Here is a 26442-nt window from a genome sequence, read left to right on the forward strand (position 1 = left end):
GGCTGGCCGCCCAGACACAGGACGCCCCACGATGACCGCTTCCGCCCCGCCTTCAGCCGCACCTTCCGCCACACCTTCGGCCCCGTTCCGCGTCGCCGCCGTGCAGACCGTGACGGGCACATCGCTCGATGCCAATCTCGTCCGCGCCGACGCGCTGATCGCCGAAGCCGTGCGCGGCGGTGCCGAACTGGTGCTGCTGCCCGAGTACTTCGGCATGATGGGCCGACAGGAGACCGACAAGGTCGCGATTCGCGAGCAGGACGGCGACGGGCCGGTGCAGCAATTCCTGGCCGATGCCGCGCGACGCCACCGGATCTGGCTGGTGGGCGGCACGCTGCCGCTGCACTGCGGCGACGCAGGCCGGGTCTACAACACCTCGCTCGCCTTCGACCCGCGCGGCGAGCGCGTGGCGCGCTACGACAAGATCCATCTGTTCGGCTTTACCAAGGGCACCGAAAGCTACGACGAGTCCCGCACCATCCTGGCCGGGACCGAGCCGGTGGCCTTCGAGGCGCCGTGCGGACGCGTGGCGATGTCGGTCTGCTACGACCTGCGCTTCCCCGAGCTGTACCGCCATCTGGCCGCCGGCGGCGGCACGAGCTTGATTCTGATGCCGGCCGCCTTCACCTACACCACGGGCCAGGCGCACTGGGAGATCCTGCTGCGCGCCCGGGCGATCGAAAACCAGTGCTATGTGCTGGCTGCCGCACAGGGCGGCAAGCACGAAAACGGCCGCCGCACGTGGGGCCACTCGATGCTGGTCGATCCGTGGGGCGAGGTGCTTGGCGTGCTGCCCGAGGGCGAAGGCGTGGTGGCCGGCGTGATCGACCCGGCGCGGCTGGCGGAAGTCCGCCAGAACCTGCCGGCGCTGCGCCATCGGGTGCTGTAGCATCTACCCCAACGACTACGATCTGAAGCCGGCCCGTGCCGGCTTCAATGAATGCTGAAAGGACAATCATGAACGCCGGTGATCTCGGAATCCGCAACCTGGCCACGGCGCAGCAACTGCTGCTGGCGCCGTATGGGCTCGACGAGGCCAAGCTCCAGCGCGTGCTGGCCGACATCTTCACGCACAAGGTCGACTATGCCGACCTGTACTTCCAGTACACGCGCAATGAGGCGTGGAGCCTGGAGGAAGGCATCGTCAAGTCGGGCAGCTTCAGCATCGACCAGGGCGTAGGCGTGCGCGCCGTATCCGGCGACAAGACCGCGTTCGCCTATTCGGACGACATCAGCCTGCCGGCGCTGTCGCAGGCTGCGGCGGCCACGCGCACCATCGGCAAGAGCGGCAGCGGCCGCGTGAAGGTGGCCGGCGCGCTGGCCTCCCAGACCGGGCGCAACCTCTATACGCCGAACGATCCGCTCGATTCGATGACCGCCACCGAGAAGGTGGCGCTGCTGGAGCGCATCGAGAAGATGGCGCGCGCCAAGGACCCGCGCGTGGTGCAGGTCATGGCCGGGCTGGCCGGCGAATATGACGTGGTGCTGGTGGCACGCAGCGACGGCGTGATCGCCGCCGACGTGCGTCCGCTGGTGCGCGTGTCGGTCACGGTGATCGCCGAGCAGAACGGGCGGCGCGAGGTGGGTTCCTCGGGCGGCGGTGGCCGCTACGCCTACGGCTACTTCACCGACGAACTGCTGGCCAAGTATGTGGATGAAGCCGTGGCGTCGGCGCTGGTGAACCTGGAGGCGCGCCCCGCCCCGGCCGGCGCAATGACCGTGGTACTCGGCCCGGGCTGGCCCGGCGTGCTGCTGCACGAGGCCGTCGGCCACGGGCTGGAGGGCGACTTCAACCGCAAGGGCTCGTCGGCCTTCGCTGGGCGCATGGGCGAGCGCGTGGCGGCCAAGGGCGTGACCGTCGTCGATGACGGCACGCTGGCCAACCGGCGCGGTTCGCTGAACCTCGACGACGAGGGCAACCCGACGCAATGCACGACGCTGATCGAGGACGGCATCCTGCGCGGCTACATCCAGGACACGCTCAATGCGCGCCTGATGAAGATGCCGGTCACCGGCAACGCCCGCCGCGAGAGCTACGCCGCCCTGCCGATGCCGCGCATGACCAACACCTACATGCTCAACGGCGACAAGGACCCGGCGGAGATCATCGCCAGCGTGAAGCGCGGCCTGTACGCGGTGAACTTCGGCGGCGGCCAGGTGGACATCACCAACGGCAAGTTCGTGTTCTCGGCCAGCGAGGCCTACCTGATCGAGGATGGCAAGATCACCACGCCGGTCAAGGGCGCCACGCTGGTCGGCAACGGCCCCGAATCGCTCAAGGACGTGACCATGATCGGCAACGACATGCGCCTGGACTCGGGCGTGGGCGTGTGCGGCAAGGAAGGCCAGAGCGTGCCGGTGGGCGTGGGCCAGCCGACGCTGCGGATCGAGAACATGACCGTGGGCGGCACCGCCTGAAGTCTGTGACGGACCCGGGATCGATGGCGGCGGCCTGCCGTTTTTTGGCGAAATCTGTTGCGATTCCACGCGATTGACGCTTGCCATCGATCTTGAAAAGCGATATAAAGATGCTTCGTTGTCGGGCGTGTGGCGATTGCGAGCCATGATTTGACCGATGGCCGCGCAATTAAATGCCTTTTCATCGCGCACCACAGCATAAATTCGACGCATCACCCAGATTCCGACACAAGCTGACCCGAAACACCGCCATGTCCGCCAAGTTTTACTTTTACTTTTTTAGCGATCTCGCACCGCTGGCGGATGGAGAGGGACAGTTGTAAGTAGCCCGAAATTCAGAAAAAGCCGCCAGCGAACCTGGCGGCTTTTTTTATCCCCGCCACGTCCGCGTCGCAACCCACCACCAGACTAACGACCTCACAAAGACCCGGAGCCATCATGTTGAAGAACACCGACGACCTGCGTATTCGCGAACTCAAGGAACTGTTGCCGCCCGCGCACCTGATCCGCGAGTTCGCCTGCTCGGAGGCAGCGTCCGACGTGATCTACGGTGCCCGCCAGGCCATGCATCGCATCCTGCACGGCATGGACGACCGCCTGATCGTCATCATCGGACCCTGCTCGATCCACGACACCCGTGCCGCGCTGGAATACGCCAAGATGCTCAAGGTGCAGCGCGACCGCTTCGCCAACGAGCTGGAAGTGGTGATGCGGGTCTATTTCGAGAAGCCGCGCACCACGGTGGGCTGGAAGGGGCTGATCAACGACCCGCACATGGACGGCAGCTTCAAGATCAACGACGGCCTGCGTACCGCGCGCGAAGTGCTGCTGAACATCAGCGAGCTGGGCGTGCCGACCGGCACCGAGTACCTCGACATGATCAGCCCGCAATACATTGCCGATCTGGTCAGCTGGGGCGCGATCGGCGCCCGGACCACGGAATCGCAGGTGCACCGCGAGCTGGCGTCGGGGCTGTCGTGCCCGGTGGGCTTCAAGAACGGCACCGATGGCAACGTCAAGATCGCCGTCGATGCGATCAAGGCCGCTTCGCAGCCGCACCATTTCCTGTCGGTGACCAAGGGCGGCCACTCGGCCATCGTGTCGACGTCCGGCAACGAGGACTGCCACATCATCCTGCGCGGCGGCAAGACGCCGAACTATGACGCCGCCAGCGTGCAGGAAGCGTGCGACGCCATCTCGAAGGCGGGTCTTGCCGCGCGGCTGATGGTCGATGCCTCGCACGCCAACAGCAGCAAGAAGCACGAGAACCAGATCCCGGTCTGCGAGGACATCGGCCGCCAGATCGGCGGGGGCGACCAGCGCATCGTCGGCGTGATGGTGGAGTCGCACCTCGTGGGCGGCCGCCAGGACCACGTGCAGGGCACCCCGGTGGAGAACCTGACCTACGGCCAGTCCGTGACCGATGCCTGCATCGGCTGGGACGACTCCGTGACCGTGCTCGAAACCCTGGCCAATGCGGTGAAGCAGCGCCGCCTGGTGACCGGCAGCGGCAACTAAAGCCTCTGCGGGCGCTCCAGCTTCAGCGCCGGCGCAACAAAAAAGCCGCTTCCTCGGAAGCGGCTTTTTTTACATCCCCGCGTGGGGACTTACTTCTTCAGTACCAGGTCGCCGGGCAGCGACTCGATATACGCGGCGATGTCCTTCAACTCCTTGCGCGTGAACGGGCGCGGCTTGCCGGCCTTGTCGGTCACGGCCGGGTTGGCGTTGACCTGGCCAGCCATGATCGCGTTGGTACGACCCACCTGCGGGTTGCCGCTGATCTGGTAGGACACCAGCGCGTGGTAGAGGTAGTCCGCATGCTGGCCAGCCAGCTTGGGATAGTCGGGCGTAATCGGGGCGTTCAGGCCCGCACCGTGGCAGGCCACACAGGCGCCCTTCTCCACCAGCGCCTTGCCGGCGGCGATGTCGGCGGCGGCGGCCGGGAGGGTGGCAGCGCCCAGCACGAGCGCGCCCACCGCAAATCGGAGCTTGTTCAGCGTCATCAGCGTCTTCATGTCTCTGAGCCTCTTACTTCAGCGTGTTGTTCTTGGTATCGGCCTTCTGCTGCGAGTAGTAGGCCGCCACGTCTGCAATGTCCTTGTCCGAGAGGCTCGCGGCAATCGCCCGCATCGTCGGATGCTTGCGATCGCCCTTCTGATAGCTCTTGAGCGCGTTTTCAATGTACTTGGCGGTCTGGCCGCCCAGCATCGGTACTTCGTATGTCTCCGGGAACGATGCACGGTAGCCCGGAATGCCGTGGCAACCAATGCACATTGCAACCTTGTCCTTGGCAGTGTCCACATTGCCCTTTGCGTCCTGGGCCTGCGCAGCCGTTGCGGCCGCGCCCAACACCACCATCGTGAGGAGCTTTTTCATTGTCTTTAGATGATTGGGAAGTGTTAAACCGTGCGTGACCTGCCCTGCTGGCCGGAGACGGTTTAGGAACGGGGGTGGGGATGCAATCGCGGAAAAGCGTTGTGGATGTGCCGCGGGTGCTCTGACACCATTCTGCAACCATCTCGCGCTTGTTGCCGGCACCGGGGGATCTGCATGACAACGGGCAGACTGCCGGGCATGTGGGAACTTGACTTTGGGGGCGCGTCAAACCGGCGCATTGTACCGCAGGCGGCACGTGGCAGTCCAGACGACCAGCCCCGGGTGTCCCCCACTAAACGCGAATCGGTTTCTGCTTTTATACTGGCCCATTCCGCCTAAAACAGGTTGCCTCATGTCCACGCCCGCCAACGCCAATCCGTCCCCGTCCACACGCTTCGAGGGTAGCGCCCAGTACGTTGCCACCGATGACCTGAAGCTGGCCGTCAACGCCGCCCGCACGCTGCAGCGGCCGTTGCTGATCAAGGGCGAGCCGGGCACCGGCAAAACCATGCTGGCCGAGGAAGTGGCCGCCGCGCTGGGCATGCCGTTGTTGCAATGGCACATCAAGTCGACCACCAAGGCCCAGCAGGGCCTGTACGAGTACGACGCGGTGTCGCGCCTGCGCGACTCCCAGCTCGGCGACGACAAGGTCCACGACATCCGCAACTACATCGTCAAGGGCGTGCTCTGGCAGGCTTTCGAGGCCGACGAGCCCGTGGTGCTGCTGATCGACGAGATCGACAAGGCCGACATCGAATTCCCGAACGACCTGCTGCGCGAACTGGACCGCATGGAGTTCTACGTCTACGAGACGCGCGAGCTGATCCGGGCCAGGCACCGGCCGATGGTCATCATCACCTCGAACAACGAGAAGGAGCTGCCGGACGCCTTCCTGCGCCGCTGCTTCTTCCACTACATCAAGTTCCCCGACGCGGACACCATGCAGCAGATCGTGGACGTCCACTACCCGGGCATCAAGCGCGAGATGGTGGCCGCCGCGCTGGACGCGTTCTACGAGATGCGCAACCTGCCGGGGCTGAAGAAGAAGCCGAGCACGTCCGAATTGATCGACTGGCTCAAGCTGCTGATGGCCGAGGACATTCCCGCCGAGGCGCTGCGCAGCCCCGACCGCAAGGCCGCGATTCCGCCGCTGCACGGCGCGCTGCTCAAGAACGAGCAGGACGTGCACCTGTTCGAGCGCCTGGTGTTCATGAACCGCGCGAACCGCTGATCGGCATGGCTTTCGTCCAACCCGTCACGCTGACCGGGCGCCACGCCACGCTCGAGCCGCTCTCGCCCGACCACGCTGCCGGCCTGCGCGAAGCCGCCGCCGATGGCGAACTGCATCAGCTCTGGTACACCAGCGTGCCGACGCCCGAAGGCATGGAGGCCGAGATCCGGCGCCGCCTGGACCTCCAGGCGCGCGACCTGATGCAGCCGTTCGCCGTGCGCGACGCCGCCGGCCGGCTGGCCGGCATGACCACCTATATGAATGTCGACGGTGCCAACCGCCGCGTGGAAATCGGCTCGACCTGGTACGCGCGCCGCGTGCAACGCACCGGGCTCAACACTGAATGCAAGCTGATGCTGCTGCGCCACGCGTTCGAGACGCTCGACTGCATCGCCGTGGAATTCCGCACGCACTGGATGAACCACCAGAGCCGCGCCGCCATCGCCCGGCTGGGCGCCAAGCAGGATGGCGTGCTGCGCAGTCACTCGCGCATGCCGGACGGCTCGCTGCGCGACACGGTGGTGTTCTCCATCATCGCCAGCGAATGGCCCACCGTGCGCGCGCATCTGCAGTTCCAGCTCGAGCGGCCGCGCTGATCGCAGCCAGAAATTAAGGGAAATGCGATGCTGATCGACTTCTTCTTCTCGCTGCGGCACGCCAAGCTGCCGGTCTCGGTCAAGGAATACCTGACCATGCTGGAGGCCCTGCGCGCGCAGGTCATCTCGCCGTCGATCGACGAGTTCTACTACCTGTCGCGCATGACGCTGGTCAAGGACGAGAAGCACTTCGACAAATTCGACCAGACCTTCGCCGCCTATTTCAAGGGCGTGGAGAGTCTGGTGGACTGGAAGAGCGACATTCCGCTCGACTGGCTCCAGAAGACGCTCGAGCGCGAACTGTCCGCCGAGGAAAAAGCCAAGATCGAGGCCATGGGCGGGCTGGACAAGCTCATGGAACGCCTGAAGCAGCTGCTGGAAGAGCAGAAGGAAAAGCACGAGGGCGGCAACAAGTGGATTGGCACGGGCGGCACCTCGCCGTTCGGCCATGGCGGCTATAACCCGGAGGGCATCCGCATCGGCGGGCCGTCCAAGGGCAACCGTACCGCGATCAAGGTCTGGGAGTCGCGCGCCTACAAGGACTACGACGACCAGGTCGAACTGGGCACGCGCAACATCAAGGTGGCGCTGCGCCGCCTCCGCCGCTTCGCGCGCGAGGGGGCCGACACCGAACTGGACCTCGACGACACCATCCACTCCACGGCCGCCAACGCCGGGCTGCTGGACATCAAGCTGCGGCCGGAGCGCCACAACAAGGTCAAGGTGCTGATGTTGATGGACGTCGGCGGCTCGATGGACGACCACATCAAGCGCGTGGAGGAGCTGTTCTCGGCCACCAAGACCGAGTTCAAGCACCTCGAGTACTACTACTTCCACAACTGCCTGTACGACTACGTGTGGAAGAACAACCGGCGCCGCCACGCCGAGAAGATCGCCACCTGGGACCTGATCCACAAGTACACGCCCGACTACAAGGTGATCTTCGTCGGCGATGCCACGATGAGCCCCTATGAGATTCTTCAGCCGGGCGGCTCGGTCGAGTACAACAACCCCGAGGCCGGGGCGGTGTGGCTGAACCGGATGATCGAGCAGTTCCCGCGCTTTGTCTGGCTCAATCCGGAGCCGGAGGGGCTGTGGCAGTACCGCCAGTCCATCACGGTGATCAACCAGATCATGAAGAACCGGATGTATCCGGTGACGCTGGCCGGGCTGGAACAGGCGATGAAGGTGCTGTCGAAGTAGTTCAGGCCCTCGTTTCCCCTCACGCCACCACGTCCACCCCTTCCATCACCCACGCCCGGAACGTCTGCAGCGCCGGCAGGTGCGCCTTCTGTTCCGGGTAGCACAGGTAGTAGCCTTTCCGCGCCAGCACGCGCGCGGGATGGGCGACCACCAGCGTGCCGGTGGCCAACTCCTCCTCGATCAGGCAGCGCGGAATCAGCGCGATGCCCAGCCCCGACATCGCCGCCTGCGTGAGCAGCGAGAACTGGTCGAAGCGCGCGCCGCTCCAGGCCTGGCGAGTGGAGACGCCCAGCTCGGACAGCCAGTCTGGCCACGCCTCGGGCACCGTGGTGTGGTGCAGCAGCGGGTAGCCCAGCAGCACCGCCGGCGTGCGCGCCACCCCGTCGGGCTCCTGGGCCAGCAGGCCGGGCCGGCAGACTGGCAGCACCTCGCGCCCGGTCATATAGTCGGCCAGGCTCCCCGGCCAGACACCATCGCCAAAACGAATCGCCGCATCGAGATCGGGCTGGGAAAAATCGTAGCCCTGGGCATGGGGCACGAACTCCAGCGTGACTTCCGGATACCGGGCGAAGAACTGCGGCAGGCGCGGTATCAGCCACTTGGCGCCGAGCGTAGGCATGCTGGCGATGTGGAGGATGCCGCCGCGGCCCTGTCGCGCGATCAACTCCACACTGGCCGCCTCGATCTCGTTGAGGCTGGGGCGGATGCGCTCCAGATAGCGCTCGCCCGCGTCGGTCAGCATCAGGCGCTGGCGGACACGCTCGAACAATTCCACGCCCAGAAACGCCTCCAGGCTGCGCACCTGCTTGCTCACGGCCCCCTGTGTGACGTGTAGTTCACGTGCGGCGACGGTAAAGCTGTTGTGGCGCGCCGCCGCTTCGAAGGCCTGCAACTCCGTCATTGACGGACATAAGCGGCGCATGCTTCACCTCCCAAATCTAACTCCTTCAATACCAATTGGAATGATCCGGGGATTTTATTTCGTTTGCCAGTCCCTTGCACGCACGCGCAGAATCGGAAAAACCGTTCTTTTCGAATCTCTTCCCCCTCTTCCCCCTCTTTCCCTCCTCGGAATCGACCTGATGCAACGCCGTCCCCTGCTCCAAGCCATCGCCGCCGCCACTGCCTTCGCGGCCGCTGGCCTGACCCTGCCCGCCTTTGCCCAGGGCACGTATCCGACCAAGCCGATCACGCTGGTCGTGCCGTTCCCGGCCGGTGGCACCACCGACATCGTGGCCCGCATCGTGGCCGACAAGCTGGGCCAGCAACTGGGCCAGGCCGTAGTCGTGGATAACCGCGGCGGCGCCGGCGGCAGCATCGGCACGGGCTACCTCGCCAAGGCCGCGCCGGACGGCTACACGCTCGGCATCGCCACCGCCTCGACCCACGGCATCAACCCGGCCGTGTACCCGCGCCTGCAATACGACGCCACCAAGGACTTCACCCCCATCACGAACCTGGCTTCGGTGCCGAACGTGATGAGCATCCACCCGGGTGTGAAGGCCACCGACATGAAGTCGTTCATCGCGCTGGCCAAGGCCGAGCCGAACAAGATGGCCTATGGCTCGGCCGGCAACGGCAGCGTCTCGCACATGATGGGCGAACTGTTCAAGATGAGCAGCCACACCGAACTGCTGCACGTGCCGTACAAGGGCGTGGGCCCGGCGCTGAACGACGCGCTGGCCGGCCAGGTCCAGGTGCTGTTCGACAACCTGCCCTCCTCGCTGCCGTTCATCGAAGGCGGCAAGCTCCGCGCGCTGGCCGTAGCCGCGCCGAAGCGCGTGGCTGCCCTGCCGAACGTGCCGACCTTCGCCGAACTGGGTCTGGGCGAAGTGAACGACTCGGCATGGTTCGGCCTGATCGCCCCGGCCAAGCTGCCCGCCGACATCCAGGCCAAGCTGAACGCCGCCGCCGTGAAGGTGCTGGCGATGCCGGAAGTGAAGGCCAAGCTGGAAAAGCTCGGCGCCACCCCGGTGGGCGACACCCCGGCGCAGTTCGCCAAGCAGATTTCCACCGAAGTGGCCAAGAACAAGCGCGTGGCAGCCGCCGCCAAGATCTCCCTGGACTAATCCACGGAACAAACTCAGGCACAGCATGACTGAAGCAGACCGAAAGACCGCGGAAAGCCCGTACTTCCTGCACATGCCGGAAGGCGAGAGCAGCCCGCTCTTTCTCGATTCCCCGCACAGCTGCACCACGTATCCGGCGGACTTCCGCTACGCCGGCAACCTGCCCCTGCCGCTGCTGCGGCAGGCGGAAGACACCTTCGTGGATGCGCTCTATGCCGACGCCCCCGGGCGCGGCATCCCGCTGCTCTGCGCCGGCTTCCCGCGCAGCTACCTCGACGCCAACCGCGGCCTGGGGGAGATCGACGAAGTCCTGCTGGACGCGCCGTGGCCCGGCGCCAAGCAGGAAACTTCCAAGACCCGCCTCGGCAAGGGCCTGGTCTGGCGCGTGCTGGACACCGGCGAGCCGATCTACGACCGCAAGCTCGGCGTGGCCGAACTCCAGTCCCGCATCGACCGCTACTACGTGCCCTACTACGCCCAGCTGCAACGGCTGGCGGACGAAGGCGTGGCGCGCCACGGCAAGGTCTGGCACATCAACTGCCATTCCATGCCGAGCGAGGCCGCCCAGTACGCGACCGAGCACCCCGGCCTGCAACACCCGGATTTCGTGGTGGGCGACCGTGACGGCACCACCTGCGACACGCGTTTCACCGACCGGGTGGAAGGCGTGCTCAAGGAGATGGGCTACGACGTCTGGCGCAACCACCCCTACAAGGGCGTGGAGATCGTGCGGGTGCTGGGCCAGCCCCAGGCCAACCGCAACAGCCTGCAGCTTGAGATCAACCGCAAGCTGTACATGGATGAAGTCGGCCTCGCGCCCAACGCCGGCTTCGACAAGCTCAAGCGCGACCTCAACGCGCTGATGGACGACCTGCTGCGCTTCACGCGCACCGCCTGAGGTCTTCCCCAAGGTCATCCCTGACCGTTCCCGCCCGCGCTCGCGGGCGGGGATCATTCCATCGCGTGCACTGCATCGGGGTTCGCCTGACTTGCGCCGCGTGCGCCTTTTCTGATATTGGAACGGAGCCGATCCCGCATGAACGCAGCGTGATCACGGCGGTTGCGCTGCCGTTACGCGCAATTCGAACGGAACGTAACAACATTTCGGAACTTTGGCGCGGGGCTTTCCTCTATCATGGCAATCCTTCGCCAACCCTCCTTGCTGAACAAGCAAAGACGATCCCGTGATCCGACGAATTTCCGAACTGTTTGGTGGCCGGCTGTGCATGCTGACCGCCGCAGTGGCAGGCGCGCTGGCCCTCGCCGGGTGCGCCACCGCACCGGGCGATGAGGCCACCGACACCGCCGCCGCCCCGGGCACCACGCCCGCCGCTACCGCTCCCGCTTCTGCCACACCGACTGTCAAGCCCCCGCCAGTCGTCAATACCAACCCACCGATCAAGACCGTGACGTTGCCCGACAAGGGCCGCGTGAGCCTGGCCGAGTATCGGACCCGGATGCGCGAACAGCTGATGAAGACCGAGAACGCGACGGCCAGCGTGGCCGATTGCGCCGCGCATGCCAGCTGGGTGGTGCCGCGCTCGGCCACCTACGACGCGCTCAAGATTCCCACCGGCGCGCTGAGCAATGGGCAGGCCACGGTGGAGCCGTGGAGCGGCCGGTTCTCGCAGGGCAAGCAGGCTGTGCCGGTGAATTCGGTGGTGACGTTCGCGGCCTCGGCCCACAAGCGTGTCGGCGAGGCGCAATGGCAACCCGTGCGGGTGCGTTGTGGGTATGACGAGGGGATGATGCTGGCCTACGAACTGCTCGACAGCAACGGCGACGTCATCGCCGAGCCAGCCGCCGCGCCGGCCGTGGCCACGCCGACGACGACGTCGAAGAAGAAGGGCAAGAGCAGCGCCAAGGCGTCGACATCGTCGTCGAAGTCGACAAAATCGACGACGAAGACGTCAACCAAGACGAAGAAGAAGCAGTAAGCGCTGGAGGTTCTCCCCTCGCCCGCTTGCGGGGAGGGGAGGAACACCTTGAGCCTTATTCCAGATACTCCAGCACCGCCTGGAGCATCGCCGTGCCCAGCAGGCCGCTTTTCGCACCATTCCATCCCACCGCGGGATCGGGCAGGTCGGCGTTGTCCTTGAACGGCATTTCCAGCGTCAGCGCCAGGCACCCGAAGGTGTGGCCGATGTATTTCGACGCCAGCTTCAGGGCGTCCGCGTTGTACTTGCTGGCCGCGTAGCCGTGCACGTCCTGGAAGTCCGGCGTGGCGCGCTTGAAGGCGTCGATAAAGCGCGTCTGCTGCTCGCGCTGCGCATCGGTGAAGCCCGGCAGCATCTCGCTCCCGGCCACGAAGTTATAGGGCAGCCCTTCGTCGCCGTGGATGTCGAAAAACAGGTCCACGCCCGTGGCCTCGATGGCGCGGCGCACGTGCCATACCTCGGGGCTGGTTTCCAGGCTCGGCTGCATCCACTCACGGTTCAGGTTCGCGCCCGCGGCATTGGTACGCAGGTTGCCGCGCGCAGAACCGTCCGGATTCATGTTCGGCACGATGTGGAACACCGCCCGGTCCAGCAGCTTGCGGGCCACCGGGTCGCCGGCCCACATGCCGGTGCCGGTCAGCCGCTGCAGCACGCCTTCGCAGAACCATTCGGCCATGCTCTCGCCCGGATGCTGGCGGGCGATCATCCACACTGTCTTCTTGCCTGGCCCCGGCTGGCCCACGGTCACGCAGGTCAGGTCGCGGCCATCGACGGTACTGCCCAGATGCGACAGCCGCGCCAGCGGCGAGCGCTGGCACGAGGCCAGCAGCGACAGGTGGCGCTCCTCGGGATACGGCTCGAAATAGGCCAACCACACGCTGTCGTGCTCGGGCGTGAATTCGACGGTCAGCGTGCCGCCCTCATAGCGCGTGGGCACGCGGAACCAGTGCGCGCGGTCGTAGGACGCCACCGCGCGGTAGTCGCGCCAGCCATCGGGATAGGTGCACTCGCCGGCGTTCACGAATTGGAGCCGGCACGCCTGCCCCGCCGCCCCTTGCAGCCGGAAATGGAACCACTGGCGGAAATCGGCGTGGGAGTCGGCGCGAATGCGCAGGCGGATATCGTCGGCACGGTCCAGCGCCTCGACTTCGATCGCGCCGGAATCGAACAGCGTGGAGATATGCAGGGCTGAGGTCATGGGAATCGGGTTCTCCAGTCAGCGATCAGTCTTCCAGGCGGCGGCGGAACACCCAGCGGGTGTCGTCCGACGCGGCCTTGTCGTAGGCGTAGCCGTCTTCGGCAAACCGCTTGAGCTTGCTGGCCTCGGTCACGCGGTGCGTCACCGCATAGCGCGCCATCGTGCCCCGGGCGCGCTTGGCGTGGAACGAGATGATCTTGTAGCGCCCGCCCTTCCAGTCCTCGAACACTGGCGTGATCACGCGCGCGGCAAGCACCTTGGGTCGCACAACCTTGAAATATTCCTCGGAGGCGAGGTTCACGAGCGTGGCCGCGCCCTCGTGCTTGAGGTCGGCCATGTCCTTGTTCAGGAGGGTCGTGACGTCGTCGCCCCAGAACGCATAGAGGTCCTTGCCGGCCACGTTGTCCAGGCGCGTGCCCATTTCCAGCCGGTACGGCTGCATCCAATCCATCGGGCGCAGCACGCCATACAGGCCGGACAAGATGCGAATGTGCTTCTGGGCGAACCCGAGGTCATCGGTGGACAGCGATTTCGCGTCCAGCCCATCGTAAACATCGCCATTGAAGGCCAGCACCGCCTGCTTGCTGTTGGCCGCCGTGAACTCGGGGCTCCAGTCCGCAAAGCGGGTGACGTTGAGCACGGCGAGCTTGTCGGAGATGTCCATCAGCGCGGCTACGTCCTGCGGCGCCAGCCGGCGCAGGCGCTCGATCAGCGTGGTGGAACGGTCGACAAAACGCGGCATCGTGTGGGTCTTGATGCGCGGGGGCGTCTCGTAATCCAACGACTTGGCAGGAGACAGAACGATGAGCATGGCAAAATCGCGGGCAGGAACAAAGACCAGATTGTAGCGAATGCCCACAGACACCACCGCCGGCGCCCCTTGCGTCGCTTTTGCCGCCCCGCCGCCCCGCGTGGTCCTCGACTCCAATATCTGGGTCGATTTGCTCGTATTCCAGGACCCCCACGTGGCGCCGATCCGCGCCGCGCTTGACGCCGGAACCATCGCCCCGGTGATCCGCGCCGACTGCCGGGAGGAGCTGTGCCGGGTACTGGCCTACCCGCAATTCGCGCGGTTTTCGGTCGATATCGATGCCGCGCTGGCCCAGGTGGACCGGCTCGCCACGCTCGAACCCGCCCCGGACCAGACCGACTTCGACGCCGTGCGGCTGCCCAAGTGCCGCGACACCGACGACCAGAAGTTCATCGAACTGGCGCATTTCTCGCACGCCGCGCTGCTGGTCTCCAAGGACAAGGCCGTGCTGAAGCTCAGGAGCCGCCTGCGCCGCATGAGCGGCGTGGAGATCCTGCCGCCGCCGGCTTTCGCCGCCTGGCTGGCCGCCGCGACCGAGGCATCCACTGCCGGCGCCGATCCCCGCTAAAATGACCCGCTTGTCCTGAACCCGCCGCCCTAACCTGCCTCCTTCCCGCGCCATGTCCGCAGAATCCTCGCTCGCACCCCTGACCCCGCCGCTGTCGCGCCTGCCCAAGGTCGGCACGACCATCTTCACCGTGATGTCGGCGCTGGCCGCCGAGAAGAACGCCGTCAATCTCGGCCAGGGTTTCCCGGATTTCGACTGCGACGCGCGCATCGTCGATGCCGTGGCCCACGCCATGCGCACCGGCCACAACCAGTACCCACCAATGGCCGGCGTGCCCGCGCTGCGCCAGGCCATCGCCGGCAAGATCGCCACGCTGTACGACCACACGTACGACTGGAATACGGAAATTACGATCACGGCCGGCGCCACGCAGGGCCTCCTGACGGCGATCCTGTGCGCAGTGCATCCGGGCGATGAAGTGATCGTGCTCGAGCCCTGCTACGACAGCTACCTGCCCGCCATCGAAATGGCCGGCGGCGTCGCAGTGCCCGTCACGCTTGAAGCGCCGGCGTTCCGCATCCCGTTCGACAAGCTCGCCGCCGCCATCACCCCCAAGACGCGGATGATCCTCATCAACACGCCGCACAACCCCACGGGGACCATCTGGCGTACCGATGACATGCAGAAACTGGCCGATCTGCTAGCCGGCACGGACATCCTGCTGCTCTCGGACGAGGTGTACGAGCACATGGTCTACGACGGCCAGCGGCACGAGTCGGTCTCGCGCCATCCGGAGCTGGCGCGGCGCAGCTTCGTGGTGTCGAGCTTCGGCAAGACCTATCACGTCACGGGCTGGAAGATCGGCTACGTGGCCGCGCCGGCTGCGCTGTCGAACGAATTCCGCAAGGTGCACCAGTTCAACGTGTTCACGGTGAACACGCCGGTGCAGTTCGGGCTGGCCGACTACATGGCCGACCCGGCGCCCTACCTGGACCTCGCCGGCTTCTACCAGGCCAAGCGCGACTACTTCCGCACCGGGCTGGCCTCGACGCGCTTCAAGCTGCTGCCTTCGGACGGGACGTACTTCCAGTGCGTCGATTATTCGGCGATTTCCGATATGAGCGAAGCCGATTTCTCGATGTGGCTCACGCGCGAGATCGGCGTGGCCGCGATTCCGGTGTCGGCGTTCTATTCGCAACCGCGCGAATCGGGCGTGGTACGGTTTTGCTTTGCGAAGAAGGAAGAGACGCTGAAGTTGGCGCTGGATCGGTTGGCGAAGATTTGAGGGATTCCGGCAGCCCGGGAACGTGGTCGGCTCCCGGGCTGCATGGGTTAGTTGCCGACGTGCCACCTTCCCTCCATTCTTCCTGTTGAACTGGCTCATAGGAATTCAGAGTCGGCTCGAATGCAAACGCCTCCTCGGTCCAACCATCCAGTTCCCCGCATATCACGCGGTAGGTGTACATCATTTCCGCTGCAACGCCGATTTGCACAAACCTGCATCGCGCACCGGGTGCGACTTCCCCAACCAAGGGGGCAACTGGAGGCACCATTCCTTCGGGATTCCCGTAGAGGGGGACGGGTTTCGTCGCCACATGCGTTCTGATCGGTACTTGGTAGCCGCTGCAATATCCCAGAGCCAAGACGATGCAGAACAATGCTGCGACGAACCATGGCCACGCCTTACCAGTTTGCCAACGCGCCACCTTCCCCCCCCTTTATTTCAGTGAGAACAGTTCGTACGGATCTAGCCGCGGCGCAAATGCACCACCGGCGTCAGTCCATCCGTCCAAATCCCCACACTTCACCCGGTAGGAGAACATCATTTCCTCCGCAATGGTCACCTGAATAAACCTGCAGCGTTCACCGGCCTGCACCTTACCTATGACGGATTCAACGGGCTCAACCATCCCAGCGGCATCTCCGTATAGCTCGATGGGTATTGTCGCAACGTGAGTGCCAAGAGGGATGCGATAGCCCGCCCAGTATCCATAGAGCATTCCGCCAACAATGCAGGCAAGCCCCACGGCGCACCAGTGACGGGCTTTACCAGTTTGCCGACGCGCCACCTTCCCACCCCTTTTTATAGTTTCGCGTCTCGACGAGACGATTCGACTTCTTCAATACGCCGAGTAATTCAGCGGGCATGACCGGTGTCAGCTCGCCAAACGCTCGCGGATCGCGCGCCATGATGCCGGCCAACTCAAGCACATCGGCAACGTTGGAGCTGCATGAATTATCGAATAATGAGTATTTCGCATTGACCGCCACACGTCTTTCCAGTTCGTCTCTAATGAGGGCCTTCTCTCGTAGAGATACCCACATCAGCAGCCCGACGGCATCGCGATATACGCCCTTTCCGATTGTGCCGTCTGGCTTGGTTCTCCATCGCCTCGTGTTACCAATCAGATATTTTCTGTACCCGCCCTTGAAGAATAATATTGGGGCACGGCTGTAGACGGTGCCGTCAATTTCGATGGCAGCGCGCCCCCACTGCGAGCCACGGCTAAGCAACCTCGAATCAAACACCACCACCTCAATAAACTCCCGCTGCACGGGAATCGGCTTCGCTTCATCAAACCTTGTCAACGTAGTCGCCCGGACGCCGGCGCGCACCAGCGTCTTGCCCGTGGTCGGAGAGGTCAGCGTTTCGGTCATCGCTCACCCCTCGACGTAGATCGTCACGTTATCGGCCCGTTGCTGGGCTGCCAGCAGATGGGTGCGGCCTTGTGCGTCGGTTGTGCCGAATTCGGGCGCGGCGCCGGCCCGGACCGCCGCGTATTCCGTGTTGGGCAGCGGCTCGCCGGTGACGCTGTCGCGCAGGATGTAGCGGTCGTCGTAGCGGTCCTCTTCATCGGGCGCCGGGTCGGCCGAGGTTCCGCTCACCGGGTGCCGGTTCCCCGTAGAAGACGAACGTGGGCTCGCCCTCCAATACCTTGCCGCCGTGTGTCGTCGTATCGCCCCGGCGAACGATGCCTTTTTGACCCGCCATACGTGCCCCTTCGTTGTTAGATGAGCCGCCATCTAACCGACGAAAAAATCGGCCGTATATAGAAGAATCCTGATTAATTTGCACCAAATGGTGAGTGCTCGGAAAACCCCGAGCCGCGCATTTCCCATCGGCCCTGCCAATGCAAAGCGCCCCGCAAGCGGGGCGCCAGAAAATGCTGATCAAAGCCTATCCGGTGAATCGCGGCGATTTACCGGTTGCGGCTCAGCATCAGCTCGGTGTTGGCCTTGCGGTCCGCGTTGACCTTCTGCACGCTCGCCCGCTCGGACATGGCCTTGAGGTAGGCCTTGACCGGCAGGTCCGCCAGCAAATCTTCGCCGTAGATGATTTTCGTGCAGGACGACACCAGCGGCAGGTGGCAGATGGCGGCGCAGTCGGCCAGCGTGAAGGTATCGCCAGCCACGAAGGGCGAGAATTTCGCCAGCTTGGCGAAACCGGGGATATAACGGTCCAGCAGGCGGCGCTGGCGCTCCTTGAGGTTATCGCTGACCTTGCCGCCGAAAAACGCCTCCGGATACAGCTCGCGCACCGTCAGCTCCAGATATACCTCCATGAAGGTGACGAGTTCGCGCACCTTGCCCGCCTGGTAGGCGTCATGCGGCAGCAGCGGCGCCTGGAGATAAGTCGCCTCGATGTATTCCGCGATGGTTTCCGATTCGCACAGCGGCCCGGAATCGGTGATGATGTAGGGCACCTTGCCGAGGGGCGTCGCCGCGAGGTCGGTTTCGCCGATCCAGGCCAGCACTTCCTCGAATGGCAGGTTCTTTTCCAGCAGCGCCAGCTTGACCTTGTTGTAGTAATTGCTGGCGGCAAAGCCGCAGAGCTTCAGCATGTCGTCTCTCTCCGTTATTGAAATGGATCGTCCGGGTCGCGTCCATGTAGACCCGAGGACGCTTGAGGCGCCCCCGCCTGGCCGATCTTCGCACGCCACGTAAGCCTACCCGCTGTCGCGGAAGATGCAGAAATCGTACGATCGTGCTAATTTAACCACAACTTTTTTTGGACGAACGATGAGCCAACCCACTATTCAAACGCTCGGCATCGTCGGCACGGGCGCCATGGGCCGCGGTATTGCCCAGATTGCCGCACAGGCGGGCCTGACGGTCAACCTGTTCGACGTCAACGCCCAAGCCGTGGCCGCCGCGCGCCAGTACCTGCAGGACACGTTCGCCAAGCTGGCCGACAAGGGCAAGATCAGCGCCGCCGACAGCGAGGCCGCGCTGGCCCGCGTGAAGCCGTGCAACGCGCTGGAAGACCTGGCCGGCTGCGACATGGTGCTGGAAGCCATCGTGGAGAAGCTCGAGGTCAAGCGCGACCTGATCGCCAAGCTGGAAGCCATCGTCCGGGAAGACGCGGTGATCGCGTCGAACACCTCGTCGCTGTCGATCACGGCCATCGCCGTGGGCGCCAGGCACCCGGGCCGCGTGGTGGGCTACCACTTCTTCAACCCGGTGCCGCTGATGAAGGTAGTGGAGGTCATCGACGGCCTGTCGGGCAACCCCGCCATCGGCGATCAGCTCATGGAACTGTCGCGCCGCATGGGTCACACGCCGGTGCGTTGCAAGGACATGCCCGGCTTCATCGTCAACCACGCCGGCCGTGGCATGAATATCGAAGGGCTGAAGATCGCCCAGGAAGGCGTGGCCGAATTCGTCGATATCGACAACATCATGCGCGAGCAAGCCGGTTTCCGCATGGGCCCGTTCGAGCTGATGGACCTGACCGGGCTCGATGTGTCGCACCCGGTGATGGAATCGATCTACAACCAGTTCTATCAGGAAGCGCGCTACCGCCCGTCGCCGATCACGGCGCTGCGCTACACGGGCGGGCTGCTGGGCCGCAAGACCGGCGCGGGCTTCTACGCCTACCCGGACGGCCAGAAGCAGGTGCCTGCCGCCAAGCCGGTGCCCGATGCGCGCCCGGCCAGCGTGTGGGTGAGCCGCGCCAATGAGCGTGGTCATGCGATGACCGTGAAGCTGCTGACCGCGCTCGGCGTCACGCCGGAAGGCGGCAACGCCCCGTCCGCCGACGCACTGATCGTGGTCACCCCGCTGGGTCTCGACGCCACCACGACTGCCCTGCAGCAAGGGCTCGATGCCAGCCGCGTGGTCGCCATCGACACGCTGCTGCCGTTCGAAGCCACCAAGCGCCGCACGCTGATGACCACGCCGGCCACCAGCGCCGCCGCCCGCGACGCCGCGCACGGCCTGTTCGCCAGCGATGGCGTGCCCGTCACCGTGATCCGCGACTCGGCCGGCTTCGTCGCCCAGCGCATCATCGGCTGCATCGTCAATATCGCCAGCGACATCGCCCAGCAACGCATCGCCACGCCGACCGACATCGACCTCGCCGTGAACCTCGGCCTGGGCTACCCCAAGGGCCCGCTGGCGCTGGGCGATGCGATTGGCGCCGCGCAGATCCTCGAAGTGCTGAGCAACCTGGACCGCCTGACTGGCGACATGCGCTACCGCCCGAGCCCGTGGCTGTGGCGTAGGGCCGGCCTGGGCCTGTCGCTGCTGACCGAAGAAGCCTGATCCTCCCGGGCGCCCCGCCGAGACACGGGGCGCTTTTTTCTCCCGCATTGCCCATCAAGAGGCCGCCATGACCGCTCAGCTGCTTTCCCAACGCGTGGACGCCACGCTCGTCCTGACCATCTCGAACCCCGAGGCGCGCAACGCGCTGCATCCGGACATCTACGCGGCAAGCCAGGAGGCGCTGGAAGTGGCGGCGCGCGACAACACCATCCGCGCGGTGGTGCTGACCGGCGCCGACGGCGTGTTCTGCGCCGGCGGCAACCTGAACCGCCTGCTCGGCAACCGCTCCCAGCCGGCCGAGGTACAGGCCAAAAGCATCGAAATCCTCAATCACTGGATCGAAACGCTGCACGCGTTCCCCAAGCCGATCATCGCCGCCGTGGAAGGCCCCGCCGCCGGCGCGGGCTTCTCGCTGGTGCTGGCGTGCGATTTCGTGGTGGCGGCCAGCGACGCCAAGTTCGTCATGGCCTATGTGAAGGTGGGCCTGACGCCGGACGGCGGCGGCTCCTACGAACTGGCCCGCATGCTGCCGCGCCAGCTCGCCAGTGAAATGATGATGGATGGCAAGCCGGTCGATCCGGCACGACTGGCCCATTTCGGCATCGTGAACCGCGTAGTGCCGCCAGGGCAGGCCGTGACCGAGGCGCTGCGCATTGCCGAGAACCTGGCCAAGGAATCGCCGAACGCGGTCCAGGGCATCAAGGCGCTGATCAACCACGCCGGCAGCGCCTCGCTGACCGAGCACTTGGCCGCCGAGCGCGACAGCTTCGTGAAAGCGCTGCACCACCCGGACGCGGGCGAAGGCATCAGCGCCTTCCTGGAGAAGCGCAAGCCGAACTACCGCTGAAGTCCCCCCGCGCCACGCACCGACGCCATCGCCACATAAAAAAGACAGACCGGAGACAGCATGAGCAGCAACGTTTCGCATTTTGAAGGGACCCGCCCCGTGGCCGACCAGCAGCGCTTCGACATGGGCGCGCTCAAGACCTGGATGCGCCAGCATGTGGAGGGCTTTGCCGGCCCGCTGACCATCGAGCAATTCAAGGGCGGCCAGTCGAACCCCACGTTCAAGCTGATCACGCCCGGCCAGACCTATGTGATGCGCGCCAAGCCGGGGCCGAAGGCGAAGCTGCTGCCGTCGGCGCATGCCATCGAGCGCGAATACCGCGTGATGGCCGCCCTCGCCCAGACCGACGTGCCCGTAGCCCGCATGTTCGCGCTCTGCGAGGACGAGTCGGTGATCGGCCGCGCGTTCTACATCATGGAGTTCGTCAGCGGCCGCGTGCTGTGGGACCAGGCGCTGCCGGACATGACCCCGGCCCAGCGCGGCGCGATCTACGACGAGATGAACCGCGTCATCGCTGCGCTGCATTCGGTGGACTACAAGGCGATCGGGCTGGCCGACTACGGCAAGCCGGGCAACTACTTCCAGCGCCAGATCGAGCGCTGGAGCAAGCAGTACAAGCTGTCCGAGACCGAATCGATCCCGGCGATGGACCAGCTCATCGCATGGCTCCCGAATCACATTCCGGCCGATGCCGACGAACTGACCACCATCGTCCATGGCGACTACCGGCTCGACAACCTGATGTTCCACCCCACCGAGCCGCGCGTGCTGGCCGTGCTCGACTGGGAGCTGTCCACGCTGGGCCATCCGATGGCTGACTTCGGCTATCACTGCATGAGCTGGCATATCCAGCCGGGCCAGTTCCGGGGCATCGCCGGGCTCGACCATCAGGCGCTGGGCATTCCCGATGAAGCCGCCTATCGTCGCCTGTATGAGCAGCGCACCGGCCGCCAGATCACGGGCGACTGGAATTTCTACCTCGCCTTCAGCATGTTCCGCATCGCGGGCATCCTGCAGGGGATCATGAAGCGCGTGGTCGATGGCACGGCGTCGTCGGCGCAGGCCACCGACGCCGGCAAGCGCGCCCGCCCGATGGCCGAAATGGGCTGGGCCTACGCGCAGAAATCAGGCGCCTGATCCTGCATCTTCCTGCCCGACATCGCCCCGCACCGCCGGGGCGATGTGCCTTCTGGGGGGGCAATTGTCTGCATGTCATCAGACAACTGAGTACTATCCCTAGCCATAACCCTGATGACCAAAGGCTAAATCGCGTCTACACTGCTGCCATGTTGTACGACAACAGACGATAAGCAGATAAGCATTAGGAGACACAGCATGAGCAATCGCCGCCAATTCCTTGGCCAGGCATCGGGCCTGGCCGCACTGGGCGCCTTCGGCACCTCTGGCATCCTCGCCCCGGCGTCGGCCTGGGCTGCCGACAAGTGGCCGACCAAGCCGATCCGGCTGGTGGTGCCCTACCCCGCCGGCGGTTCGTCGGACATCATCGCCCGCCTGATCAGCAAGCCGCTCGGCGAAGCGCTGGGCCAGGCCGTGGTGGTGGACAACCGTCCGGGCGCCAACGGCAACATCGGCGCCGCCATGGTGGCGCAGGCCGGCACGGACAACCACACGCTGCTGCTGTGCGATGTGGGCGCGCTGGCCATCAGCCCGTCCGTCTACACCAAGCTGAGCTTCAGCCCTGAGAAAGATCTCAAGGGCGTGTCGATGCTGGCCTACTCGCCCCACCTGCTGGTGGTGCATCCGTCGGTGCCCGCCAACAACCTCAAGGAACTGGTGGCGCTGTCGCACAAGCAGACGCTGAACTTCGCCGTGACGGCCATCGGCAGCGCGCCGCATCTGGCGGGCGTGGCGGTGCAGCAGGCCACCGGCGCGGCATGGCAGTACGTGCCGTACAAGGGCGGCGCGCAGGCGATTGCCGACACCGTGGGCGGTACCGCGCAGGTGCTGATGAACGGGATGCTGGCGACCTATCCGCAGGTGCAGGCCGGCAAGCTCAAGCTGCTGGCCGTGTCCAAGCGCACGCGCATGGCGCTGGTCGGACAGGTGCCGACGATTGCCGAGCAAGGCGTGGCGAACTTCGAATCGGGTACGTGGCAGGGCGTGATGGCGCCGTCCGGCATGCCGGATGCGCTCGTGGCCCGCCTCTCGAGCGAGCTGATCCGCATCATCCGCACCCCCGAAATCCGCGCGCAACTGGCCGGCCAGGGCGCCGAAGTGGTGACCATGACGCCGCCGGAAACCAGCAAGTTCTTCTCGACCGAGGAAAAGCGCTGGGCCCAGGTGGTGAAGGCCGCAGGCGTGAAGCTGGACGGCTGACGCCACCGGCATTCCCCGCTGCAACGCGGCAAGCAAAAAGGGCGCGATATCTTCGCGCCCTTTTTGTCTTTCCTGCAGCATCAATCCGGCTGAATCACTCCCCCAGCGCCACCCCTTCACGGCGCGGGTCCGCGCCGCCGGCCCAGCCCGGCTTGCCGTTCGGCAGGGTCTTGCGCACGATGGCCTGCGTGCCGCTCGTCATCTCGATCTCGGCCACCTGATGGCCCATGCCGCGCAGCGATTCCACCAGTTGCGGCGTCACCAGACCCTTCTCCACTTCGGTCGGGCCATTGCGGCTGCCGAAGTTGCCCATGCCCACGGCGGTCTGCACGTCCATGTCCCAGTCCAGCAGGCCGACCAACGTCTTCGACACGTACTCGATGATCTGCGAGCCACCCGGCGAGCCCAGCGCCGCCACCAGCTTGCCGCTCTGGCGGTCGAACACCAGCGTCGGCGCCATCGACGAGCGCGGGCGCTTGCCCGGCTGCACGCGGTTGGCCACCGGCTTGCCGTTCTCGCTCGGCGTGAACGAGAAATCGGTCATCTCGTTGTTCAGCATGAAGCCGCGCACCATGATGTGCGAGCCGAAGTACGACTCGATGGTCGTCGTCATCGACAACGCCCCGCCCCGGTTGTCCACGGCCACGATCTGCGACGTGGAGATGCGCGGCGGCGAACGATCCGGCGCGAACGCCACCTTCACTCCCGGCGGCGTGCCCGGCTGGGCGCGGCCCATGCTCTTGTCGCCGATCAGCGCGGCGCGCTCGGTCAGGTAGGCCGGGCTGACCATCGCGGCCACATCCACGGGCACGAAGTCGGCATCGGCCACGTAGAGGCCACGGTCGGCGTAGGCCAGGCGGTCGGCCTCGGAGATGGCGTGCACGGCCAGCGGCGCGGCTTCCACACGCGCCGGGGTGTTCACCGGCTGCGGCTTCAGGCTGGCCAGCGCGTAGCGCGGGTCGCGCTTCTCAAGGGCCTCCAGCGTGCCCAGGATCTGGGCGATGGCGATGCCGCCCGACGACGGCGGCGGCATGCCGCACACCTTCCAGCGCTTGTAGTCCGTGCAGACCGGCACGCGCTCCTTGGCGCGATAGCCCTTCAGGTCGGCCGTGCTCAGGCTGCCCGGATTGGCATGGCTGTTGACCTTGGCAGCGATGTCCTGCGCAATCGGCCCGTTATAGAACACGTTCGGGCCGCCCTTGGCGATCTCGCGCAGCGTCTTGGCCAGTTGCGGATTCTTGACGAGGGTGCCGACCGGCTTGGCCTTGCCCTGCGTATCGAGGAAGTAGCCGGCCATCTCCGACGAGCCCATCATGAACTTGTCGGCCGCCACCTGGGTGTAGAGCCGCTGGGACATCGGGAAACCGTTCTCGGCCAGCGTGATGGCGCGCTGGAACAGTCGCGCCCAGGGTAGCCGGCCATGCTGGCGGTGCGCCATCTCCAGCGCGCGCAGCACGCCGGGCACGCCCACCGAGCGGCCGCCGATCTGGCCTTCGGAGAATTCCATCGGCTTGCCGTCCGCGCGCATGAACAGGTTCTCGGTGGCGCCGGCCGGGGCCGTCTCGCGCCCATCGAAGGCCTGCACGCGTTTGCCGTCCCAGTACATGATGAAGGCGCCACCGCCGATGCCGGTGGCCTGCGGCTCCACCAGCGTCAGCACGGCCTGCATGGCGACGGCGGCGTCGATGGCCGAGCCGCCCGCGCGCAGGATCTCGCGCCCGGCCTCGGTGGCCAGCGGATTGGCCGCGGCGGCCATGTGCTTCTGCCCGTAGCTGGTGGTCATGTCGGGCCGGTAGCCCGACGAGACCTCCGGCGCGGGCGGCATGGCAGCCGCCGGCGCCTGGGCCGGCGCGGCCGTGGCCGTGCCCGATGCCGATGGCGTGCCCGCATCCTTGGCGGCGGTGCCGCAGCCCGCCAGCACGGCGGCCAGCGCCACGGCCAGCGTGCCGCGCCACAGCAAGGAGGGGGTTGACGGGGAAACTGCCGGTGTCTTCGTCACTGCGCGAGCCATGCCATCTCTCCTGGGGGGAAGCTGAGGCGATTGTAGACGCAGATGACCGGTAATGCGCTTGTAAACGGCTGATTGGCCGATCGGGGATGACCGGCGCGGAGGCACGGGAACGAGGCGGCGGGCGCCGCCCCGTATACATAGTGTCAGTTCGCCATCACAGCGTGGTGAACGACCAGTTCAGGTTCACGCCCTGCCCGTTCAGCGTGCCGCCGACGGTGACGTTGTAGCGCGTGTGGGCGGCCAGCGGCGCGCGCGGCGTGCAGATGGCCAGCCCGCGCGCGTAGCTCGACATGCCCGACGTGCGCGCATCCACCTTCTCGCAGGGCACGTTGGTGCCGGCGGCGTCGGTGATGGTGAACGTATCGGCATTGAACACCAGCGACGTGTTGATGGCCTGCACCGTCACCGGGTAGCCCATGGTCTGGCCCGTGTACGAAGGCGCCGGGTTGGGGCTCTCATTGTTGACCCAGCTCGCCGGCACATCGGCCTGGCCGCTGTACGGGTACGCCACCACCTGGTTATCCGCGCCGCCCTTGCTGGCATCGGCGAGGTCGATGGTCTGGTAGTAGCTGGCCGAGGTGCCGCCGCTGCTGCCGGCGCCCACGCTTTCCGCAAACCCGCTGCCGGCCGAGCCGTAGCTGCCCAGCAGCGCGGCGCGGTGGAACGGCGCGTTGACGAGGTCCGCCACGAGCGCGTCCTTCGGCGCCATCGACAGGTTGGCGCCCGCCGCGCTGGTCCACTTGTTGCCAGCCGCCACGACTTCGGCCGTGGCATTGGTCGGATAGGCGGCCTGGATGCGGTCGTTCGGCGCGGCGCCCGTGTAGCCGGACTTGCCCGACTGCTCGTCGTGCGTGAGCAGGTTGTTGGCCAGCATGTAGGCGGTGTGGTTCTGGGCGACGGTATTGAGCGCGTCGCGCGCGGTCAGCGGCGGCAGGCCCACCTGCTCGCGCCGATAGTTGGCGTAGCAGAGGCCGGCGCTGCGCGCGTCGTCCAGCACGCGATAGCCCGAGACGCCGGTGCCGCGCGCCGGCAGCAGGCTCACGCTGCCCGTGACCGGCGCCGGCGCGCTGCCGGTCACCGTGTAGCAGGCGCGGTCGGCGCCGGCCGGGAGCGTCGCCGTCTGGCTGCCGTTGGCGGGGGCCTGCCCGGACGCCGCCTGGCTCGCATTGGCGGCGCCGGCTGCCGGGGCGGCGCTGGTGCCCGCGCTGGGGGCGCTATCGCCGCCACCGCCACCGCCACAGGCGCTGAGCGCGAAGGCAGCGCAGGCTGCCAGGATCGCCATCGGGATCGGTCGCGCGAAGGCGTTCGCGCGGGAGGGCATGAAATCGTTAGACAAGTGTTTCCCTGGCATCGGAA

At 65.8% G+C, this 26442-nt stretch carries 25 protein-coding genes; 15 read left to right on the forward strand and 10 right to left on the reverse strand.

What is annotated here, in order from left to right; all coding sequences use genetic code 11:
- The first annotated feature begins 31 nt into the window (after window positions 1-31).
- The 3 genes from AC1EJR_RS08815 to aroG all read left to right on the forward strand — a co-directional run bounded on the left by AC1EJR_RS08815 (window position 32) and on the right by aroG (window position 3936).
- The gene (locus tag AC1EJR_RS08815; RefSeq protein WP_092292519.1) at window positions 32-889 is read left to right on the forward strand and encodes a carbon-nitrogen hydrolase family protein; all 858 of its coding nucleotides are present in this window, start codon (window positions 32-34) and stop codon (window positions 887-889) included.
- 68 nt (window positions 890-957) lie between these two features.
- Window positions 958-2418, forward strand: coding sequence for a metalloprotease TldD (tldD, locus tag AC1EJR_RS08820; protein WP_092292517.1), 1461 nt, complete (start codon window positions 958-960; stop codon window positions 2416-2418).
- A 438-nt stretch (window positions 2419-2856) separates the two neighbouring features.
- A complete protein-coding gene (gene aroG, locus AC1EJR_RS08825; RefSeq protein WP_177219872.1) occupies window positions 2857-3936 on the forward strand; it encodes a 3-deoxy-7-phosphoheptulonate synthase AroG in 1080 nt (359 codons plus the stop codon).
- A gap of 89 nt (window positions 3937-4025) precedes the next feature.
- Here the strand turns inward: aroG and AC1EJR_RS08830 are convergent, their stop codons facing one another.
- Together AC1EJR_RS08830 and AC1EJR_RS08835 are read right to left on the reverse strand one after the other, a co-directional pair.
- Window positions 4026-4424: a c-type cytochrome gene (locus AC1EJR_RS08830; protein ID WP_369823396.1), complete on the reverse strand. Its 399-nt coding sequence runs from the start codon at window positions 4422-4424 to the stop codon at window positions 4026-4028.
- A gap of 22 nt (window positions 4425-4446) precedes the next feature.
- Window positions 4447-4794, reverse strand: coding sequence for a c-type cytochrome (locus AC1EJR_RS08835; RefSeq protein ID WP_092292511.1), 348 nt, complete (start codon window positions 4792-4794; stop codon window positions 4447-4449).
- Between the two features lie 352 nt (window positions 4795-5146).
- On the opposite strand from AC1EJR_RS08835, the gene AC1EJR_RS08840 reads away from it, so the two are divergent.
- Genes AC1EJR_RS08840 through AC1EJR_RS08850 form a run of 3 tightly spaced genes read left to right on the forward strand, consistent with a single transcriptional unit; the run spans window position 5147 to window position 7824 of the window.
- Window positions 5147-6025 carry an AAA family ATPase gene (locus tag AC1EJR_RS08840; protein WP_092292509.1) on the forward strand — a complete coding sequence of 293 codons (879 nt, stop codon included), beginning with the start codon at window positions 5147-5149 and terminating at the stop codon, window positions 6023-6025.
- A gap of 5 nt (window positions 6026-6030) precedes the next feature.
- A complete protein-coding gene (locus AC1EJR_RS08845; RefSeq protein ID WP_092292507.1) occupies window positions 6031-6621 on the forward strand; it encodes a GNAT family N-acetyltransferase in 591 nt (196 codons plus the stop codon).
- 27 nt (window positions 6622-6648) lie between these two features.
- A complete protein-coding gene (locus AC1EJR_RS08850; protein WP_441592025.1) occupies window positions 6649-7824 on the forward strand; it encodes a vWA domain-containing protein in 1176 nt (391 codons plus the stop codon).
- A 19-nt stretch (window positions 7825-7843) separates the two neighbouring features.
- Here the strand turns inward: AC1EJR_RS08850 and AC1EJR_RS08855 are convergent, their stop codons facing one another.
- Window positions 7844-8746, reverse strand: a complete 903-nt coding sequence (locus AC1EJR_RS08855; protein ID WP_092292503.1) for a LysR family transcriptional regulator — start codon at window positions 8744-8746, stop codon at window positions 7844-7846.
- Between the two features lie 160 nt (window positions 8747-8906).
- Between AC1EJR_RS08855 and AC1EJR_RS08860 the strand changes: the two genes are divergently transcribed.
- From AC1EJR_RS08860 to AC1EJR_RS08870, 3 genes are all read left to right on the forward strand, one after another.
- Window positions 8907-9893, forward strand: a complete 987-nt coding sequence (locus tag AC1EJR_RS08860; protein ID WP_092292501.1) for a Bug family tripartite tricarboxylate transporter substrate binding protein — start codon at window positions 8907-8909, stop codon at window positions 9891-9893.
- Between the two features lie 25 nt (window positions 9894-9918).
- A complete protein-coding gene (locus AC1EJR_RS08865) occupies window positions 9919-10791 on the forward strand; it encodes an N-formylglutamate amidohydrolase (RefSeq protein WP_092292499.1) in 873 nt (290 codons plus the stop codon).
- A 286-nt stretch (window positions 10792-11077) separates the two neighbouring features.
- The gene (locus AC1EJR_RS08870; protein WP_369823390.1) at window positions 11078-11830 is read left to right on the forward strand and encodes a BspC domain-containing protein; all 753 of its coding nucleotides are present in this window, start codon (window positions 11078-11080) and stop codon (window positions 11828-11830) included.
- 55 nt (window positions 11831-11885) lie between these two features.
- Here the strand turns inward: AC1EJR_RS08870 and AC1EJR_RS08875 are convergent, their stop codons facing one another.
- Together AC1EJR_RS08875 and yaaA are read right to left on the reverse strand one after the other, a co-directional pair.
- A complete protein-coding gene (locus AC1EJR_RS08875; RefSeq protein WP_092292495.1) occupies window positions 11886-13028 on the reverse strand; it encodes a M14 family metallopeptidase in 1143 nt (380 codons plus the stop codon).
- Window positions 13029-13053: 25 nt separating this feature from the next.
- The gene (gene yaaA, locus AC1EJR_RS08880; protein ID WP_441592021.1) at window positions 13054-13839 is read right to left on the reverse strand and encodes a peroxide stress protein YaaA; all 786 of its coding nucleotides are present in this window, start codon (window positions 13837-13839) and stop codon (window positions 13054-13056) included.
- A gap of 40 nt (window positions 13840-13879) precedes the next feature.
- On the opposite strand from yaaA, the gene AC1EJR_RS08885 reads away from it, so the two are divergent.
- On the forward strand, window positions 13880-14407 hold the full coding sequence (locus AC1EJR_RS08885) for a putative toxin-antitoxin system toxin component, PIN family (RefSeq protein WP_477112985.1): 528 nt from the start codon (window positions 13880-13882) through the stop codon (window positions 14405-14407).
- Window positions 14408-14459: 52 nt separating this feature from the next.
- Window positions 14460-15632, forward strand: a complete 1173-nt coding sequence (locus AC1EJR_RS08890; RefSeq protein ID WP_441643836.1) for a pyridoxal phosphate-dependent aminotransferase — start codon at window positions 14460-14462, stop codon at window positions 15630-15632.
- 761 nt (window positions 15633-16393) lie between these two features.
- Here the strand turns inward: AC1EJR_RS08890 and AC1EJR_RS08895 are convergent.
- The 3 genes from AC1EJR_RS08895 to AC1EJR_RS08905 form a co-directional block, all read right to left on the reverse strand.
- Complete coding sequence (locus AC1EJR_RS08895) at window positions 16394-17005, reverse strand: hypothetical protein (protein WP_477112986.1); 612 nt, start codon at window positions 17003-17005, stop codon at window positions 16394-16396.
- Window positions 17006-17008: 3 nt separating this feature from the next.
- Window positions 17009-17233, reverse strand: a complete 225-nt coding sequence (locus tag AC1EJR_RS08900) for a hypothetical protein (protein WP_477112987.1) — start codon at window positions 17231-17233, stop codon at window positions 17009-17011.
- 314 nt (window positions 17234-17547) lie between these two features.
- Window positions 17548-18189 (reverse strand): glutathione S-transferase, encoded by a 642-nt coding sequence (locus AC1EJR_RS08905; RefSeq protein WP_092292481.1) that lies wholly within the window; start codon window positions 18187-18189, stop codon window positions 17548-17550.
- 178 nt (window positions 18190-18367) lie between these two features.
- Here AC1EJR_RS08905 and AC1EJR_RS08910 point away from each other — a divergent pair, with 178 nt between their 5' ends.
- The 4 genes from AC1EJR_RS08910 to AC1EJR_RS08925 all read left to right on the forward strand — a co-directional run bounded on the left by AC1EJR_RS08910 (window position 18368) and on the right by AC1EJR_RS08925 (window position 23075).
- Window positions 18368-19891, forward strand: coding sequence for a 3-hydroxyacyl-CoA dehydrogenase (locus AC1EJR_RS08910; protein WP_441592012.1), 1524 nt, complete (start codon window positions 18368-18370; stop codon window positions 19889-19891).
- A gap of 67 nt (window positions 19892-19958) precedes the next feature.
- A complete protein-coding gene (locus AC1EJR_RS08915; RefSeq protein ID WP_441592011.1) occupies window positions 19959-20738 on the forward strand; it encodes an oxepin-CoA hydrolase, alternative type in 780 nt (259 codons plus the stop codon).
- A gap of 60 nt (window positions 20739-20798) precedes the next feature.
- A complete protein-coding gene (locus tag AC1EJR_RS08920) occupies window positions 20799-21875 on the forward strand; it encodes a phosphotransferase (RefSeq protein ID WP_477110248.1) in 1077 nt (358 codons plus the stop codon).
- A 198-nt stretch (window positions 21876-22073) separates the two neighbouring features.
- Window positions 22074-23075 carry a Bug family tripartite tricarboxylate transporter substrate binding protein gene (locus tag AC1EJR_RS08925; RefSeq protein ID WP_092292473.1) on the forward strand — a complete coding sequence of 334 codons (1002 nt, stop codon included), beginning with the start codon at window positions 22074-22076 and terminating at the stop codon, window positions 23073-23075.
- Window positions 23076-23169: 94 nt separating this feature from the next.
- Here the strand turns inward: AC1EJR_RS08925 and ggt are convergent, their stop codons facing one another.
- Both ggt and AC1EJR_RS08935 read right to left on the reverse strand, forming a co-directional pair.
- On the reverse strand, window positions 23170-25086 hold the full coding sequence (ggt, locus tag AC1EJR_RS08930; RefSeq protein WP_441643838.1) for a gamma-glutamyltransferase: 1917 nt from the start codon (window positions 25084-25086) through the stop codon (window positions 23170-23172).
- Window positions 25087-25240: 154 nt separating this feature from the next.
- Complete coding sequence (locus tag AC1EJR_RS08935; protein WP_477112988.1) at window positions 25241-26407, reverse strand: CAP domain-containing protein; 1167 nt, start codon at window positions 26405-26407, stop codon at window positions 25241-25243.
- Window positions 26408-26442 lie beyond the last annotated feature (35 nt).

This window comes from Cupriavidus sp. 05T42, assembly GCF_056396345.1.

Excerpts from the sequence above, each read along its gene's own strand:
- AC1EJR_RS08815 (WP_092292519.1), top strand. The coding sequence starts at position 32 with ATGACCGCTTCCGCCCCGCCTTCAGCCGCACCTTCCGCCACACCTTCG.
- tldD (WP_092292517.1), top strand. The coding sequence starts at position 958 with ATGAACGCCGGTGATCTCGGAATCCGCAACCTGGCCACGGCGCAGCAA.
- aroG (WP_177219872.1), top strand. The coding sequence starts at position 2,857 with ATGTTGAAGAACACCGACGACCTGCGTATTCGCGAACTCAAGGAACTG.
- AC1EJR_RS08835 (WP_092292511.1), bottom strand. The coding sequence starts at position 4,794 with ATGAAAAAGCTCCTCACGATGGTGGTGTTGGGCGCGGCCGCAACGGCT.
- AC1EJR_RS08840 (WP_092292509.1), top strand. The coding sequence starts at position 5,147 with ATGTCCACGCCCGCCAACGCCAATCCGTCCCCGTCCACACGCTTCGAG.
- AC1EJR_RS08845 (WP_092292507.1), top strand. The coding sequence starts at position 6,031 with ATGGCTTTCGTCCAACCCGTCACGCTGACCGGGCGCCACGCCACGCTC.
- AC1EJR_RS08850 (WP_441592025.1), top strand. The coding sequence starts at position 6,649 with ATGCTGATCGACTTCTTCTTCTCGCTGCGGCACGCCAAGCTGCCGGTC.
- AC1EJR_RS08855 (WP_092292503.1), bottom strand. The coding sequence starts at position 8,746 with ATGCGCCGCTTATGTCCGTCAATGACGGAGTTGCAGGCCTTCGAAGCG.
- AC1EJR_RS08860 (WP_092292501.1), top strand. The coding sequence starts at position 8,907 with ATGCAACGCCGTCCCCTGCTCCAAGCCATCGCCGCCGCCACTGCCTTC.
- AC1EJR_RS08865 (WP_092292499.1), top strand. The coding sequence starts at position 9,919 with ATGACTGAAGCAGACCGAAAGACCGCGGAAAGCCCGTACTTCCTGCAC.
- AC1EJR_RS08875 (WP_092292495.1), bottom strand. The coding sequence starts at position 13,028 with ATGACCTCAGCCCTGCATATCTCCACGCTGTTCGATTCCGGCGCGATC.
- yaaA (WP_441592021.1), bottom strand. The coding sequence starts at position 13,839 with ATGCTCATCGTTCTGTCTCCTGCCAAGTCGTTGGATTACGAGACGCCC.
- AC1EJR_RS08885 (WP_477112985.1), top strand. The coding sequence starts at position 13,880 with ATGCCCACAGACACCACCGCCGGCGCCCCTTGCGTCGCTTTTGCCGCC.
- AC1EJR_RS08890 (WP_441643836.1), top strand. The coding sequence starts at position 14,460 with ATGTCCGCAGAATCCTCGCTCGCACCCCTGACCCCGCCGCTGTCGCGC.
- AC1EJR_RS08895 (WP_477112986.1), bottom strand. The coding sequence starts at position 17,005 with ATGACCGAAACGCTGACCTCTCCGACCACGGGCAAGACGCTGGTGCGC.
- AC1EJR_RS08905 (WP_092292481.1), bottom strand. The coding sequence starts at position 18,189 with ATGCTGAAGCTCTGCGGCTTTGCCGCCAGCAATTACTACAACAAGGTC.
- AC1EJR_RS08910 (WP_441592012.1), top strand. The coding sequence starts at position 18,368 with ATGAGCCAACCCACTATTCAAACGCTCGGCATCGTCGGCACGGGCGCC.
- AC1EJR_RS08915 (WP_441592011.1), top strand. The coding sequence starts at position 19,959 with ATGACCGCTCAGCTGCTTTCCCAACGCGTGGACGCCACGCTCGTCCTG.
- AC1EJR_RS08920 (WP_477110248.1), top strand. The coding sequence starts at position 20,799 with ATGAGCAGCAACGTTTCGCATTTTGAAGGGACCCGCCCCGTGGCCGAC.
- AC1EJR_RS08925 (WP_092292473.1), top strand. The coding sequence starts at position 22,074 with ATGAGCAATCGCCGCCAATTCCTTGGCCAGGCATCGGGCCTGGCCGCA.
- ggt (WP_441643838.1), bottom strand. The coding sequence starts at position 25,086 with ATGGCTCGCGCAGTGACGAAGACACCGGCAGTTTCCCCGTCAACCCCC.
- AC1EJR_RS08935 (WP_477112988.1), bottom strand. The coding sequence starts at position 26,407 with ATGCCCTCCCGCGCGAACGCCTTCGCGCGACCGATCCCGATGGCGATC.